The organism is Celeribacter sp. (genome assembly GCF_048261515.1).
Classification (GTDB): domain Bacteria; phylum Pseudomonadota; class Alphaproteobacteria; order Rhodobacterales; family Rhodobacteraceae; genus Celeribacter.
Genome location: NZ_JBLXFZ010000001.1, coordinates 547,520 through 561,017 on the forward strand (window position 1 = coordinate 547,520; position 13,498 = coordinate 561,017).

Annotated in this window: 18 protein-coding genes; 5 read left to right on the forward strand and 13 right to left on the reverse strand. The window is 56.2% G+C overall.

Features of this window, described 5'->3' with window-relative positions; all coding sequences use genetic code 11:
- Positions 1-68 precede the first annotated feature (68 nt).
- From ACN0SC_RS02705 to ACN0SC_RS02720, 4 genes are read right to left on the reverse strand one after another with little or no spacing between them, the layout of a single operon-like run.
- On the reverse strand, positions 69-350 hold the full coding sequence (locus ACN0SC_RS02705) for a hypothetical protein (RefSeq protein ID WP_417248118.1): 282 nt from the start codon (positions 348-350) through the stop codon (positions 69-71).
- Positions 337-561: a hypothetical protein gene (locus ACN0SC_RS02710; protein ID WP_417248119.1), complete on the reverse strand. Its 225-nt coding sequence runs from the start codon at positions 559-561 to the stop codon at positions 337-339. Before ACN0SC_RS02710 ends, ACN0SC_RS02705 begins: the two co-directional genes overlap by 14 nt.
- Positions 558-761 carry a hypothetical protein gene (locus tag ACN0SC_RS02715; protein WP_417248120.1) on the reverse strand — a complete coding sequence of 68 codons (204 nt, stop codon included), beginning with the start codon at positions 759-761 and terminating at the stop codon, positions 558-560. The genes ACN0SC_RS02710 and ACN0SC_RS02715 overlap by 4 nt, the downstream gene beginning before the upstream one ends.
- The gene (locus ACN0SC_RS02720) at positions 758-1,636 is read right to left on the reverse strand and encodes an ArdC family protein (RefSeq protein WP_417248121.1); all 879 of its coding nucleotides are present in this window, start codon (positions 1,634-1,636) and stop codon (positions 758-760) included. The genes ACN0SC_RS02715 and ACN0SC_RS02720 overlap by 4 nt, the downstream gene beginning before the upstream one ends.
- A gap of 858 nt (positions 1,637-2,494) precedes the next feature.
- Here ACN0SC_RS02720 and ACN0SC_RS02725 point away from each other — a divergent pair.
- The 3 genes from ACN0SC_RS02725 (at position 2,495) to ACN0SC_RS02735 (ending at position 6,664) form a co-directional block, all read left to right on the forward strand.
- Positions 2,495-3,157, forward strand: coding sequence for a L,D-transpeptidase (locus tag ACN0SC_RS02725; protein ID WP_417248122.1), 663 nt, complete (start codon positions 2,495-2,497; stop codon positions 3,155-3,157).
- Between the two features lie 585 nt (positions 3,158-3,742).
- Complete coding sequence (locus tag ACN0SC_RS02730) at positions 3,743-6,088, forward strand: heavy metal translocating P-type ATPase (protein WP_417248123.1); 2,346 nt, start codon at positions 3,743-3,745, stop codon at positions 6,086-6,088.
- A gap of 66 nt (positions 6,089-6,154) precedes the next feature.
- Positions 6,155-6,664, forward strand: coding sequence for a L,D-transpeptidase family protein (locus tag ACN0SC_RS02735; RefSeq protein ID WP_044050420.1), 510 nt, complete (start codon positions 6,155-6,157; stop codon positions 6,662-6,664).
- Here the strand turns inward: ACN0SC_RS02735 and lspA are convergent.
- Genes lspA through ACN0SC_RS02780 form a run of 9 tightly spaced genes read right to left on the reverse strand, consistent with a single transcriptional unit; the run spans position 6,655 to position 12,542 of the window.
- Positions 6,655-7,122, reverse strand: a complete 468-nt coding sequence (lspA, locus tag ACN0SC_RS02740) for a signal peptidase II (protein WP_044050421.1) — start codon at positions 7,120-7,122, stop codon at positions 6,655-6,657. The genes ACN0SC_RS02735 and lspA overlap by 10 nt on opposite strands.
- 6 nt (positions 7,123-7,128) lie before the next feature.
- Positions 7,129-7,911, reverse strand: a complete 783-nt coding sequence (locus ACN0SC_RS02745) for a ZIP family metal transporter (protein ID WP_025054192.1) — start codon at positions 7,909-7,911, stop codon at positions 7,129-7,131.
- A gap of 26 nt (positions 7,912-7,937) precedes the next feature.
- Positions 7,938-8,387, reverse strand: coding sequence for a DUF411 domain-containing protein (locus ACN0SC_RS02750; RefSeq protein WP_417248124.1), 450 nt, complete (start codon positions 8,385-8,387; stop codon positions 7,938-7,940).
- 3 nt (positions 8,388-8,390) lie between these two features.
- Positions 8,391-9,764: a M23 family metallopeptidase gene (locus tag ACN0SC_RS02755; RefSeq protein WP_417248125.1), complete on the reverse strand. Its 1,374-nt coding sequence runs from the start codon at positions 9,762-9,764 to the stop codon at positions 8,391-8,393.
- Positions 9,761-10,381 (reverse strand): SCO family protein, encoded by a 621-nt coding sequence (locus ACN0SC_RS02760; protein ID WP_417248126.1) that lies wholly within the window; start codon positions 10,379-10,381, stop codon positions 9,761-9,763. The genes ACN0SC_RS02755 and ACN0SC_RS02760 overlap by 4 nt, the downstream gene beginning before the upstream one ends.
- The gene (locus tag ACN0SC_RS02765; RefSeq protein WP_417248127.1) at positions 10,381-10,842 is read right to left on the reverse strand and encodes a copper chaperone PCu(A)C; all 462 of its coding nucleotides are present in this window, start codon (positions 10,840-10,842) and stop codon (positions 10,381-10,383) included. Before ACN0SC_RS02765 ends, ACN0SC_RS02760 begins: the two co-directional genes overlap by 1 nt.
- Before the next feature lie 25 nt (positions 10,843-10,867).
- Positions 10,868-11,527, reverse strand: a complete 660-nt coding sequence (locus ACN0SC_RS02770) for a DsbA family protein (protein ID WP_417248128.1) — start codon at positions 11,525-11,527, stop codon at positions 10,868-10,870.
- On the reverse strand, positions 11,524-11,949 hold the full coding sequence (locus tag ACN0SC_RS02775; protein WP_417248129.1) for a disulfide bond formation protein B: 426 nt from the start codon (positions 11,947-11,949) through the stop codon (positions 11,524-11,526). The genes ACN0SC_RS02770 and ACN0SC_RS02775 overlap by 4 nt, the downstream gene beginning before the upstream one ends.
- Positions 11,946-12,542 carry an SCO family protein gene (locus tag ACN0SC_RS02780; RefSeq protein WP_052377150.1) on the reverse strand — a complete coding sequence of 199 codons (597 nt, stop codon included), beginning with the start codon at positions 12,540-12,542 and terminating at the stop codon, positions 11,946-11,948. Before ACN0SC_RS02780 ends, ACN0SC_RS02775 begins: the two co-directional genes overlap by 4 nt.
- A gap of 172 nt (positions 12,543-12,714) precedes the next feature.
- Here ACN0SC_RS02780 and ACN0SC_RS02785 point away from each other — a divergent pair, with 172 nt between their 5' ends.
- Together ACN0SC_RS02785 and ACN0SC_RS02790 are read left to right on the forward strand one after the other, a co-directional pair.
- Positions 12,715-13,143: a MerR family transcriptional regulator gene (locus ACN0SC_RS02785; protein ID WP_037210196.1), complete on the forward strand. Its 429-nt coding sequence runs from the start codon at positions 12,715-12,717 to the stop codon at positions 13,141-13,143.
- 2 nt (positions 13,144-13,145) lie between these two features.
- On the forward strand, positions 13,146-13,472 hold the full coding sequence (locus ACN0SC_RS02790) for a YnfA family protein (RefSeq protein ID WP_417248130.1): 327 nt from the start codon (positions 13,146-13,148) through the stop codon (positions 13,470-13,472).
- Positions 13,473-13,498: the final 26 nt, after the last annotated feature.

The following is a 13,498-nucleotide window of genomic DNA, read 5'->3' on the forward strand; positions in this document are numbered from 1 at the left end:
CCGTTTGGAGCGGCCAAAGGCTGCGATCGCCGGGCAAAGCCCGGCCCCATGCGAAAGGCATGGCACCACTAGTCGTGGTCCCACGCCTCAGCATCGCCAAGCATTTGCAGCGCTATTGCGCGGGCCGCGCCTTCGGCGCTGGAATAGGTTTGATGGTCGGGCAGCTCGTGCAGATCAAAAGGCTGTTGCGCGTCGTCCGGGGTCTCGACGCGAACATAGATCGCCCAGCCATCGATCAGTGCTGGATCATCACAATACTCCTGCCCGCCATCGGGCAGATTACAGAACCCATGAAGATGCACGCTGGCGCGGCCCTCTCGGGCCGCCTGCCTGATGTCAGAATACTTCATGGCGAACCTCTGCACTTTCCCCGACGAAAAATTCGTCAGGCTTGCCGTTCAGGCGGGTGCCATCCCGACTGGTCAAACCAATAGCTGACCCGTTCCGCATGAAGGTGATGAGGTACTGCCCGAGGCCATCACGCGTCACCACATACCCGCTATTGACCCAGTGAACGCGGTCGCCCGCGTCCACTGCCGTTTTGATCTCTTCCACGGTCATCGCAACGCCTCCTCAAGGATTGCGAGAGCCCCAAGACAGTCATCGATATAGGGCTGCTCCTCACCGTCCAGATCGTTCAGCTCTAGCCGGTTCAACACCGCGTAGAGCGTGGCGCGGGCCTCACGGGCGGCGCTTCGCAAGCTGACGGCATCTTCCAGGCGCGCCGTCGCAAAATCATCGCTGTGATAGTCGGGAGTCATGCTGCCACCTCCTTGCTTTGACCTGCTGCTTGCAAAGCAAAGTCTGCGGCTTTCTGCGCTTCAGATGCCGCACGAAAAATCGCCCGTTTGTCCTCTTTGAGCGCTTTCAACCAACCTTCAACGTAGGCGGCGCTTTGGTCGAATTCCGGCGCGACGCCAATCTGAGCACCAAGAAAACAAGCACCGATTTCTGCCACGAGCTCTTCAAAGGCATAGGCTTCACGGTTCGCAAATTTCTTGATCCGCTCCAGCCGCCTTTCGCTGCCAGTCCAGTGGATCACCTCATGGGCCAAAGTCCCATAATAGCCTACCGCATTGTGAAACGTGGCAATCGGCGGCATGTGGATGTGATCTTTGGCGGGGCTGTAATAGGCGCGCGGGTCATCACTGGTGAGGATCTCCGCCCCTGTCCGGCCGAAAAACCCCTCAAGCTCTGGATCTTCCGCCGTCCCAAGGTCGCGGGGCTCCTCGGGCCGGATGTAGTAATCCTCCGGCAATCCCTCGATCTGATCCGCATTGAAAACGCGATAGGCGCGCGCATAGGGCAGCTCTTCCTCAATCCCCAGCTCGTTCTCTCGGGTGAACGTCCCGTATTTGACCACGGTCGACGACGATTCACCTTTGCGGACCTGACCGCCCAGTTCCTGCGCCTGTTTGTAGGTCATCCAGCGGCTCGAGACATAGCCATGCTTCGCTGCCATGACCCAGAGCATCAGGATGTTAATCCCGCGATACTCCTCGCCGTTGTGCCGCGTCGGCAAGGCAACGCCGGACGCGCTTCCGGTCCACGGCTTGCGCCATGGCGGCGTGCCTGCCTCGATCTCGGCAATAATGGTGTCGGTGACATGGGCATAAACATCAAACTTCGGTGCCATTTGTGGCCTCCTCAATCAAAGTGACGCGGGTGAGGCCTCGTGCCCCCTTCCGCCGATGGGCTGCGCCTCGGCCACCTGATCTGACCGAATACGCATGTATTCGGCGGAACAGAGTGGGAGAGGGCAAAGCCCGACCCACGGCCCTGAACGGGGCTGTCAATCGGCCACATTTGCGAAGAAAATGTCTGCGCCAAAATCAGACGACAATTTGACCCGCGAGGAATGGCTCGCCTGCGAGACAGGGGAAATTGGTGGCTGATTTTGGGGATGGACTAAGGTTGACCGCCACGGTCAGGGATGTTGGGCGGACCAAACAATAAGAAAGATGCCTGGATCGGGGTGAGCGGGCTAACGGCCCGTTGAACCCCGGTGCAGTCGATTGGAATTTGTCGCCCGCGCACCAAAGCGCGGGCTTGTTTCCATATTCGGGAAAAAAAATTTTAAACCGTCGGAAAGAATGAAACTCGGTAGGTAGGAGCCTTTCATGCTGAACCACCTGCAGCCGACATTGAAACTTCTTCGAATTCGAATAATTCGTTGCGCTGCCGCATGTCCGCTTGGAGCCCAGAGTCCCCGATGCTGCACGCCGCACAAATGACCTGAATCCGCATAACGCTATCGTTCGACCTTTTTCAGCCCCGATTTAAGGGGAAGCTCACGCCACCGCCGGGTTTTCCCGAAAGCGGCCATTTTTTACTGCTATCTATCGCATGACCACTTGTCGTTGGTATGCAAAACACAAATTTGTGTGAAGCGAAGGTTTTCTTTGAACCTCTAGTTGGTGTAGGTTGTAAGTGTCTTTCGGAATACGCGGCACTTGGTCCGCAAATTGACGATCAAGACGGAGAAGAAATCAGAATGTTGACAAGACGCCATTTTATCGCGACCACGACGGCCCTATTCTCGGCACCACTTTCGTCGCCCGCTTTCGCCAACACATGGCCGACGGGGTCACAAAAAGCGGCTTGGGACGCACAAGTTACTCCAGAAAACTTCGTTCTTGAGACATCCAACCCATGGGGTCTTGCACCGCGATTCCTGCCGCAACGGGTCGAGGCGCGGGATGGGTTGGTGCCTGGTGATATCCATGTCGATGCTGTCGCAAGATATCTCTACCACATCGAAGAAGGTGGCACGGCGATGCGGTACGGGGTCGCGATTGCGCGCGGCAATCTTTATGAACCGGGCACCTATACGGTGCGCCGTCTGGTCGAGTGGCCGCATTGGACACCGACCCAATCAATGATTGAGCGTGACCCTGTGAACGCCCAGTGGGCTGACGGCATGGAGCCTGGTCCGACAAATGCCCTCGGCTCTCGTGCGATTTACCTCTACGTCGGACAGCGTGATACCTATCTGCGTATTCATGGCACGCCTCACCCCAGATCGATTGGAGGCCGCGCGAGTTCAGGCTGTGTTCGGATGGTGATGGCGCATATCAATGCGCTTTATCCAAATGTCGAAATGGGTTCGACTGTATATCTTTACTCCGCTTCGGATAGCGTGCTCACCACTAGCTGACAGCCAAAGCATCATCGATCACTGCAAAAGAATGAAAACGGCTCTGATGAATTCAGGGCCGTTTTCATTGTTACGTTTCAGCGGGCTGTTGAATGCAGATGGGACGGTTATCAGCAGTCCGAAGCGGCAGAGGTGTCCTTTCAACCGGGCCATTGTGCATGTACCAATAGCAACTGTCCTTAGGACGCAAGAAAGCTGACATGAGATCTTGGTTGGGTCCCGCAATAGCAATCACCTCTTCAGGAATGGAAGGTGTCGGGCTTGCGTCGTCGGGCTCGCCGATAGTGACCGCGCAAGCGCTCACGAGCGGTATAAGTGTGAATACGGCTGCATTTCGCTTGATCATCTTTTGGCTCCCTTTACTCAAACAGTGTTGCTTCGCTGATATGATGAAAGCCATACGATGTTCAATCGTTCCCGCCGTCGGCCCCAAAACTTGCTCCGGCGCGTTGTTCGAAGGTGACTAATTGAGGCAGGTTTTCGTAGTTTAAACGAATATCGGACGGGCTGTCGTTTTTCTTCTTGAAGCTCTAGTTGCTGTAGCTCGTATCCTTGCCAAAATAGTCGCGAATCTAGGGATAATTCATGCCACACGTTGCTGCTCATCATGATCACGATCATGCCGCTGCTTCTTCTTCAGAAACAGGTACAAGTTGCTGCGGCGGTGATGCTATCGCGCCAACGCAAGTCAGCGCCTCCGACGGGCGAAGTTTTCACGTCAGCGGTTTGGACTGCGCGGAAGAGGTCTCGATCCTCAACAAAGTCGTCGGTCCAGAGGTCGGAGGGGCGGAATTTCTGGCCTTTGACGTCATTAACGCCAGAATGACCGTTCTTGAAGGTGGCACGTCAGTGTCCTCGGACAACATCATCAAGGCGGTCGCATCAACAGGCATGACGGCCAAACCGTGGGATGTCGAGGACGCCAGCGCTGATCAGGCTGCACATCTGAAGAAACAAAAGCTGTTCACGATGCTGAGCGGAGGCTTTTGGGCGGCGGGGTTCATTTACCACCTTGTTGAAACTGGCATCGGCGGGGCCATCGGCATTTTTTCCGGCCATGGTGAAGCCGCGATGCCAATTGCGGAAATCGCCTTGTTCGCTGGCGCTATTCTATTAGGTGTGTGGCTGGTCGCACCTAAAGCATGGTCGTCTGCGCGTCGGATCTCTCCTGATATGAACCTGTTGATGGTGGTTGCCGTTGCCGGTGCAATCGCACTTGGAGAGTTCTTTGAGGCCGCGACTGTTGCGTTTTTCTTCTCACTTTCACTGTATCTTGAAAGCTGGAGCGTCGGGCGCGCACGCAATGCTGTCTCGGCACTTCTCGACCTCGCGCCTCCTACGGCGCGGATTATTTACGATGATGGGTCTGAGGCTGATATGCCTGCAGCGGCCGTTGCTATTGGAACCAAGTTCATCGTGCGCGGTGGTGACCGCATTCCTCTCGACGGAGAAGTTGTCGACGGGGCGGGAGCCGTCGACCAGGCCCCCATTACAGGTGAAAGCGCCTTGGTGCCAAAGGAGGCAGGCGACGATGTCTACGCGGGCACCATAAATGGTGAGGGCACGTTGACTGTACGGGCATCGAAGGCCGCGTCTGACACGGTTCTGTCCAAGATCATTCGCATGGTTGGCGATGCGCATTCGCGTCGCGCGGAGGTCGAACAATGGGTGACAAAGTTCGCCCGCATTTACACGCCAGTTGTGATGGTGCTTGCCATTCTCATTGCTGTAATCCCCCCACTTGTCGCGGGCGGCGATTGGGGCTTTTGGTTCTACAACGCACTGGTTCTTTTGGTCATCGCCTGCCCTTGTGCTTTGGTGATCTCGACTCCAGTTTCTATTGTCGCGGCCCTCGCCGCCTCGGCGCGCAACGGTGTGCTGATCAAGGGCGGAGCCTATGTCGAAGCCCCGGGTCGCACGACAGCACTGGCCATGGACAAGACCGGTACGATCACCATGGGTGAGCCCGAGGTTGCGGCCATTTATCCGCTTGGTGACACAAGCGAAGCCGAACTTATGGCACGGGCCGTTGCCCTCGAAGCGCGCTCGTCACATCCTCTGGCACGGGCGATCCTTGGCCGTGCAGAGCGAGACGGAATAAAAATTGTCGCCGCCGAGGATACCCGAACCGTTCCAGGACGCGGCCTTGAGGGTCAAATGGATGGTCAGTCCATATGGCTCGGCTCCGATCGGTTTGCCGAGGAAAAGGGCCTTGGCGGGGATATCCCGGCTGATCTACGCAATCAGATCGAAGGCGCTGGAAGCACGCTTGTGGCGATCGGTGACGCGAAAGGCGTCAGCGGCGTTCTCGAACTGCGTGACCGGATCCGGCCAGATGCCAAGGGCATTGTCGCGCGCTTGCACGCTCAAGGCGTTAAAAAGATCATCATGCTAACGGGTGACAACGCGGCCACCGCAAGTGCAGTGGCTGCCGAGGTCGGCATCGACGAGGTGCGTGCAGAACTCTTGCCCGAGGACAAGGTCACAGCGATCGAGGAGCTGGTCGCACAATATAGCACCGTCGCAATGATCGGGGACGGAGTGAATGACGCACCGGCAATGGCGCGTGCGCATTACGGCATCGCAATGGGCGCAGTTGGGTCGGACGCTGCGATTGAAACGGCGGACATCGCGCTCATGACCGATGATATCGGCAAAGTTCCATGGCTGATCGGGCATTCGCGCCGGACCATGTCGATCATCAAACAGAACATCGGCCTGTCTTTAGCAACCAAGGCAGTCTTCGTAGTCGCGACCGCCTTTGGCATGGCGTCCATGTGGGGCGCGATCGCGGCAGACGTCGGGGTTTCGCTCCTCGTTGTCGCGAATGCCTTGCGGTTGTTACGAGCGCGCGACAACGATCAAGGACCGCGCGGCGGAGAGCAAGTTGGCGAAGAATTGGCAAAGGGCGCGCTGGCTCACGGCCATTGATTGGCGGAAGGCAACGCTGTATCAGATAGGCAAAACGAACCTCCGAAGAAGAGGCATTGGGCAGTAATGATAACAAAATTACCGAGACGGCTGTTCCTATCTGGTGCGGTCGCGACATTCTTGGCCGGATGCGCCAACAAATTCAGTTCGTACACTGGCCCTGACGTGACACGCCTGCGCCTCTACAAATCTCAACGACTGCTCGTTCTCGATGGAGCGCAGGGCGTGCTGCGCTCTTACCCGGTCGGGCTTGGTTTTGCCCCGGAAGGACACAAGCAATTCGAGGGCGACGGACGCACGCCCGAAGGAACCTATACCATCGACCGCCGAAATCCCGAGAGCCTGTTTCATCTCTCAATTGGCATTTCGTACCCGAATGCGGCCGACCGCGCTTTTGCGGCAGCTCAGGGCCAGTCTCCAGGGGGTGATATCTTTATCCACGGTGGCCCGAGGCGGGGGATCGATCCAACGAATAAGCAGGACTGGACCGCCGGATGTATTGCGGTCAGTGATCGGCAGATTGAAGAGATTTATGCAATGGTGCGCGATGGCACGCCCATCGACATTTATGCCTGACGACGTGCGTCCCACACCGGATACAACAAAAGTACGCCAACGCCACATACGACAAAAACATCGGCCAAGTTGAAGGCCGGCCAATACAGGCCCGCGATGTGGAAGCTCAGAAAGTCAGTAACGGCTTGAAATCGGAAGCGATCTACGACGTTTCCGAGTGCGCCGCCAATGATCGCACCAAGTGCAACAGCTTCGATACGATTGTCGCTGCGAAAAAGCAGCACACCGAGAACGGCACATATCAAAAGCGCCAATGCCGACAGTCCCCACCAAGGCATGCCCCCGAACATCCCGAAGCTAACCCCATCATTTTGAACATACACAAGGTCGAATATGGGTAAGATTTGAATGCCGGTGGCAAACGAGGATGCGTTGTCCATGACAAAGAACTTAGTGACTTGATCCACGAAAAGAGCGATCAACACGGTAGTCAGGCCGGGAAGGATGAATATCTTCATCGTTTTTTATCCGAGCCAGACGTCCAAAAACAGCATGATGACCAAGCCGATCGCAAGGCCAAGTGTTGCCTTGTTCTGATGACCGCTTCGGTGGGTTTCAGGAATGATCTCGTGACTGATAACGTAGAGCATCGCACCTGCGGCAAACGCCAAACCCCAAGGAAGAAGCGGTTCGGAGATCGTGATGATCCCCGCACCCAAAAGTCCCCCAATGGGTTCAACCATGCCAGTTAATGCGGCGATCCCCCAAGCCCGGACTTTCGAATACCCTTCGCCGAGCAGTGACACCGCGACGGCCAGACCTTCGGGCGCGTTCTGCAGTCCGATCCCGATCGCAAGCGGCATACCACCTGACACACCGTCCGCGCCAAAGCCGACGCCAACAGCGAGCCCTTCGGGAAAATTGTGGATCGTGATGGCGATAATGAACAACCACACCCGTCGAAGGGATGCTGCCTCCGGCCCTTCGCGACCTGTGCTGAAATGCTCATGAGGGAGTTTCTCGTTCATGAGTGCCACGGCACCCATCCCGAGGAGGATCGCAATACACACAATAGCTGCCGGTGCGGCCTCGTTCACATACCGTAGTTCAGCAGCATCAAGTGCCGGTATAATCAAGGAAAAGAACGATGCCGCCAGCATCACGCCTGCTGCGAAACCAAGTGAGAGGTCTCGGGTAGCGCGAGACGGTACGCGACCAAAAAGCACGGGTATTGCGCCAATGGCGGTCATTGAACCTGCGGCAAGACTACCCAGAAATCCGAGCATGATGGGGGAGAGAGTGTCCAAATTTATATCTTTCGTTGTAAATCTCTTCAGTCGCCAGAATAGCTTGAGAAGACTTCTGTCGACCCGTCGTTGTTGATGAGAAACACGTCGTAGGCCTCACGCCAGCGGCTCTGATCCATACCAGGCGAGCCAAGCGGCATGTCCGGCACCGCGAGGCCTACTGCGTCTGGTCTTTCGCTGAGTAACCTGCGTATATCACCCGCTGGGACATGGCCTTCGATCACATATCCGTCGATGAGCCCCGTGTGACAGGACACCATACGTTGCGGAACGCCATTATCGAGTTTGAAGCGTACAAAAAGGCCTGCAAACATATCCTCACCTGTGGGTTCAAAGCCGTTTTCTTCGAGGTGTTTCATCCACGCTAGGCAGCAACCGCAACCATTCGTCTTAATAACTTCAATTGGGGTCGTTTGGGCGATCGCTTGCCCAGCCAATGCGAGCGTGAACAAGGCGGAGAGTAAGTGTTTTTTCATTATCTAAAGACTTTCTGACATCGTTTGAGCGACATCCTGATCAAGTAATCCAGTAAACTGTGCCCGGCTCTCATGAAGACGTGCTACAATGTCTGGATTGGTTCCTTCTGCTCTTGCCGCTTCGGCAAGCCGTTCTTCCGACATTGGATCTGTGGGTCGACCATCCACCCGCACTTCATAATGCAGATTTGGACCTGTTGCAGTTCCTGTCGCACCAACGCGACCGATCGTCTCGCCCGCTGTAACCCTTTCTCCGACCGAAAGACCGTCGGGCACAGAACTCAGATGCGCATAGCGGGTCATAGTATCCGAGCCATGCGCGATCTCGACCACGCGTCCATAGCCGCCGCGTCGACCAACAAAGGAAATAGTTCCAGGTGCGGTGGCATAAACGGGCGTCCCATGCGGAGCTGCAAAATCAACCCCTGTATGCATGCGCACATCTCCATAAACCGGATGTCTGCGGTTGCCATACACCGAACTCAACCGCGCTCCCTTCACAGGCTGCGCGAACACGCGCAACACTTCTCCATCGACAAAAATTGTCGCGTTGCCAGAGTTGTCGTCCGGCCACACGATCTCATAGCGGGTTTCGTCGATGGTCAGCGCTGCGAAGGACAGGTGAGGTTGTCCGATAATCTGGTCGCCGAGCCTGGCTTCACGCCACATCAATTGCAACGGTTCGTCGCCTTTCAAATCACGCCGGAAGTCAACGGTCCCTCCCAACATCTCAGCCAAGTCTACGGCAAACCGAGCGGGAACATCTGCCGATGCAAGAGTTGCCGAAATCGAGTTTTGCACCGTCATATCTGCCGCCCGCAGCACCAGATCAGGCTCAGGCAATATTCTCCGAGTGGCAGTCTCATCTGTGAAAACCGCTTCGATTTGGACGCCTTCGTCAACAGACAATACGGCTCGATTAAGCGATCCGGAAACGGAAGTTTCAATTTCGACGCCATATCCGGGTCTAAGCTTGCGCAGGTCATATTCTGCCGCCATGGCCAAAGCTACTTCGGCGCGATCACCAGCAGAAAGGCCCGCCGCGGACAGCAATGCATCTAAGGTTTCACCTGAGGACAAGGTGCCCGACCAGGTTACCACTGGCGAGGACATTTCCCAAAACGCTCCGTCGTAAGCTAGAGGCTCCGGCGGCTCTGAGGACCAAATGACTTTGTCAGCTGCCGCAATCGTGCTCCAAGAGGGTGACTCTGTTTGAAGCGACATAGATGGTTGTTGCAAGGGAACGGGCTGCCAATTCGACGCCGCAGCAAGTGCATCGGGTGCCCGGGACATTCCCCAGTTGGCCTGTGATGCCAAGACTAGCGTTAGGACTAAAGAAGCGCCTAAGACACCAAATGCAGGATACCTCAACTTCATGATGTTTCTTCTTCTATTGTCAGGACGCGGCGGATTTTTGGCACCGCGAATTCCCGTTGTTCATGGTAGTCTATTGTGCCGGAAAACTGCCCCTCAGCATCAAAGAGAAAGACGCTTGCCGTATGGTTCATCGTATAGTCGCCGTCCGTAGCGACCTTTTCATAGCGCGCACGGAAGCCAGCGGCAGCGCGCGCTGTCTCTTCAAGCGTCCCGTTCCAGCCTTGGATAGCAGGGTGAAAATAATTGACATATTCCGCCATGGCGTCCACGGTATCGCGCTCCGGATCGACCGTGATGAACACGACGTTCATGTCCGCAACATCATCTCCAAGGTCGTCAAGCCAGCCAGAAATATCCGACAATGTGGTTGGGCAAACATCGGGGCAGTATGTGAAGCCAAAAAACACCATGGATGGATTGCCCAGAAGCGACGCGGGTCCGACGGTTGCACCGCCTTGATCGGTCATCTGAAAGTCCATCTGGGTGAGCGGCAAGGGTCGCTGAGCTACAGGTTCAGGCGCGCCGGGACCGTCCACTCGCCACCAGCCGATAAATAGCGTGAGCGCAAGCGCCCCGCTTATTGCGGCACCATAAGTGAAAAGGGTTCTTCGGTTCATCAGCCTTCCGGACCGCGCGCCGCAATGCCAAGAATGGGAACGTCAACAGTCAGTGTCCCGCCATCGGCAAAGTTTAAGGTTAGCTGAAACGTCTCGCCTTCGATCATCTTGGCTTGCAACCGCATCAGCATCGCATGCATGCCGCCTGGCTCCAGCGAAACACTCTCGCCCGGAGAAATGACGATTTCACCGACTGGGCCCATGGAACTGACACCATTTGAATCAGTCGTGGTTTCGTGGATGTCCGGCATCATGGCCAATGGGGTTTCCAGCCCGACCAATGTCACCGGGTCAGTGCCCGTGTTGCGCAGGGTCATGTAGGCTACGCCCGGACGGTTGGTACCGATAGACGCGCGGGCCCATGCGTCTTCGATCACAATGTCTTCCGAACCCGCAAGGGAAGCTGTAGGCAATCCGACCAGAATACTGAATGCAAGGGCATGGAAGGTAGATTTTCTCATAGGTTTGTTCCTGATAGTTTTCTGGTCATGATCCATTCGCCGAGACTTCCGTAGCCACGAGGGCGCGCAACTCATCTGCGCCGAAGGGATCAAGAGGTTTTCCATTTACGAAGAAGGTGGGTGTCTGGCGCACGCCAACCGCTTCCACATCGGCGCGATCTTGATTGAGAACGCCAACGGTCTGAGGAGCCATCATCTGCGTTTGCGCGCTGTCAGCGTCAAGACCAGCTTGTTCAGCGATCGCAAGGATTAAACCGGGCGCGGGGGCACCATGGGAGGCCCACCGGGGCTGGAACTCAAGGAGTGCTTCGAGGACCGGCTCAAAAACGCCCTGCATGCGTGCCGCTTCGAGCACACGAATGGCCTGTTCTGAGGCTTCACCGTGGAAGGGGGTATATCTCAGCACGACGCGTACATCGCCGTCATGCTCGGCCAGTATGTCCTTCACAATCGGATGGAAGGCGCGGCAGGCTTCGCAAGCCGGATCGAAGAACTCGACTATAGTCACAGGGGCTTCTTCCGGACCAATGATTGGAGAGTAGGACCGGATTAGTGTTTCCGCGATTTCCGGCTGGACTAGCTCAACCTGAACCACCGAGGCCGAGCGCGACTGAAACCAAACGGCGGCCGCAAAGACTGCAAGACCGACGAGAAGGACCGATAGAACGATCGATTTGTTTTTCATGTGCGTGGTTCCTTCAGGGAGAAAATGGACAGGACCGCGATCAACCCGAAGGCGATCAGCGACAAGAGCGGGATTGGGACGCCGAGGAAGACCTGATTGTCATCGGTGCAAGACGGGCCGGTCGCTGTGCAGGGCTGGATGCGCTCCGGGAGAATTCCAGTGTAGAGGCCCAGATGCCAAAGTGCGATGGCGGCCCCACCAAGGGCGAGCGCAACACCGTAGCGGCCGACCCGATGATCTTCCCACCAGAGACCAAGGCCAAGAACGATGGCTAGCGGAAACATGAAAGCGCGCTGAAACCAACACAGATTGCACGGAGCCTGCCCCAGCACCTCACCGATATAGAGCACGGCCAGGGAACTTCCCAAAGCGACGATCCACGCGGCGGTCAAAGCCGTCTCTTTTGACATCAATCGGCTCATATCGACATCCGCGCCTTAAGGTCAGAAAGAATTTCTTCAGCTGATGTGCCATATGTCCAAGCCCCGACATATCCGCCTTGGGGATCAAAGAGGAACAGCTGAGAGGAATGCCCCATCGTGTACCCATTGGGCGAAGCCGCCTCTTCGATCTTCTCGTAATATACACGGAAGGTTTCGGACGTTCGCTTGATCTGATCCGCTGTACCGGTGAGACCGATGATATTGGCATCAAAGGCCGGGACAAACCCTGCCAGTTGTTCGGGCGTATCACGTTCCGGATCAATCGAAATGAAAAGAGGCTGGACTTGGGCCGCGTTAGAGCCGAGCCCATCCATGACGGCGGCAACCTCGGCCAAGGTCGTGGGGCAGACATCAGGGCAATTCGCAAAGCCGAAGAACACGAGCATCCAGCGCCCTGCGAAGTCTTCGTCCGTCTGCACCTTGCCTTGGTGATCGGTCAGTTCGAAATCCGCCCGGAACGCAGGATCATCAGCCCGCGGTTCGCTTCTGGTAGAAACCTGCAGCCAAATGAACCCAACAATCGCGATTGTGACGAGTCCCCAAAGCATTTTTTGTAACGTAGAAAATCTCATTGGTCGTATTACGCCCGATTCCGCCCATTTTTACAGCGGTCTAAATGTTCTAGCTGCTAGAGGTTCAAGCTATTTCTTGGCTAAGAAGCAGCCCTTCACGGACCTGTGATTACAGTGCTGGCTTGCGCATGCCAATAGCTATAGCTACCAACACTATAGATATGGAGGTTGCATGCTGACAATTGGAAGCTTGGGAAAGAAGACCGGAACAAAAGTCCAAACCATTCGATACTATGAACAGATCGGCCTGATGCCCGAACCGGGTCGCACTGAAGGCGGGCAGCGGCGTTACGGTTACGCCGAAGTCGATCGCTTGTCCTTTATTCGACACGCGCGCCAGTTGGGATTTCCGCTGGAGGCGATCCGCGAGCTACTTGATCTTAGCGACAATCCGGATCGATCTTGCCATGAGGCCGACTCCATCGCTCGTCGACAACTCAAACAGGTCGAATTGCGGATGGATCGCTTGAAAGCGCTGCGCACAGAGCTGAAACGGATGATCCACGAATGCAGCGGGGGCAATACGGCCGACTGTAAGGTTCTCGAGGTTTTGCGCGATCACTCGGAGTGTCTGACTGATCACGATGAGATTGGCGCCTAGTAATGCCAGCACCGGCCGCTTACCCACTCGCCGCATTGGCCGAAATTGCCGGTTGCTTCGCGATCTGTACCTGGTGGCGGCTCGGGGCAACCCCATTTTGGATACTCCCGGGAGGATGCGCCTTGTTAGCGTTTGGTTGGTTGCTGGCGCAGGTCGATACCACCGTCGCGGGACGAGCATTTGCGGCTTATGGCGGGGTGTATATCGCAGCATCAGTTACGTGGATGTGGCTGGTTGAGGGCCAGCGGCCTGACCGGTGGGATGCAATGGGAGCGGCTGTCTGCCTCTTTGGCGCTGCCGTCATTCTCCTAGGTCCACGCAGCGCTTAAAGTTAAGCCTTGAACCTATAGTCACT

Excerpts from the sequence above, each read along its gene's own strand:
- ACN0SC_RS02705 (WP_417248118.1), bottom strand. The coding sequence starts at position 350 with ATGAAGTATTCTGACATCAGGCAGGCGGCCCGAGAGGGCCGCGCCAGC.
- ACN0SC_RS02710 (WP_417248119.1), bottom strand. The coding sequence starts at position 561 with ATGACCGTGGAAGAGATCAAAACGGCAGTGGACGCGGGCGACCGCGTT.
- ACN0SC_RS02715 (WP_417248120.1), bottom strand. The coding sequence starts at position 761 with ATGACTCCCGACTATCACAGCGATGATTTTGCGACGGCGCGCCTGGAA.
- ACN0SC_RS02720 (WP_417248121.1), bottom strand. The coding sequence starts at position 1,636 with ATGGCACCGAAGTTTGATGTTTATGCCCATGTCACCGACACCATTATT.
- ACN0SC_RS02725 (WP_417248122.1), top strand. The coding sequence starts at position 2,495 with ATGTTGACAAGACGCCATTTTATCGCGACCACGACGGCCCTATTCTCG.
- ACN0SC_RS02730 (WP_417248123.1), top strand. The coding sequence starts at position 3,743 with ATGCCACACGTTGCTGCTCATCATGATCACGATCATGCCGCTGCTTCT.
- ACN0SC_RS02735 (WP_044050420.1), top strand. The coding sequence starts at position 6,155 with ATGATAACAAAATTACCGAGACGGCTGTTCCTATCTGGTGCGGTCGCG.
- lspA (WP_044050421.1), bottom strand. The coding sequence starts at position 7,122 with ATGAAGATATTCATCCTTCCCGGCCTGACTACCGTGTTGATCGCTCTT.
- ACN0SC_RS02750 (WP_417248124.1), bottom strand. The coding sequence starts at position 8,387 with ATGAAAAAACACTTACTCTCCGCCTTGTTCACGCTCGCATTGGCTGGG.
- ACN0SC_RS02755 (WP_417248125.1), bottom strand. The coding sequence starts at position 9,764 with ATGAAGTTGAGGTATCCTGCATTTGGTGTCTTAGGCGCTTCTTTAGTC.
- ACN0SC_RS02760 (WP_417248126.1), bottom strand. The coding sequence starts at position 10,381 with ATGAACCGAAGAACCCTTTTCACTTATGGTGCCGCAATAAGCGGGGCG.
- ACN0SC_RS02765 (WP_417248127.1), bottom strand. The coding sequence starts at position 10,842 with ATGAGAAAATCTACCTTCCATGCCCTTGCATTCAGTATTCTGGTCGGA.
- ACN0SC_RS02770 (WP_417248128.1), bottom strand. The coding sequence starts at position 11,527 with ATGAAAAACAAATCGATCGTTCTATCGGTCCTTCTCGTCGGTCTTGCA.
- ACN0SC_RS02775 (WP_417248129.1), bottom strand. The coding sequence starts at position 11,949 with ATGAGCCGATTGATGTCAAAAGAGACGGCTTTGACCGCCGCGTGGATC.
- ACN0SC_RS02780 (WP_052377150.1), bottom strand. The coding sequence starts at position 12,542 with ATGAGATTTTCTACGTTACAAAAAATGCTTTGGGGACTCGTCACAATC.
- ACN0SC_RS02785 (WP_037210196.1), top strand. The coding sequence starts at position 12,715 with ATGCTGACAATTGGAAGCTTGGGAAAGAAGACCGGAACAAAAGTCCAA.
- ACN0SC_RS02790 (WP_417248130.1), top strand. The coding sequence starts at position 13,146 with ATGCCAGCACCGGCCGCTTACCCACTCGCCGCATTGGCCGAAATTGCC.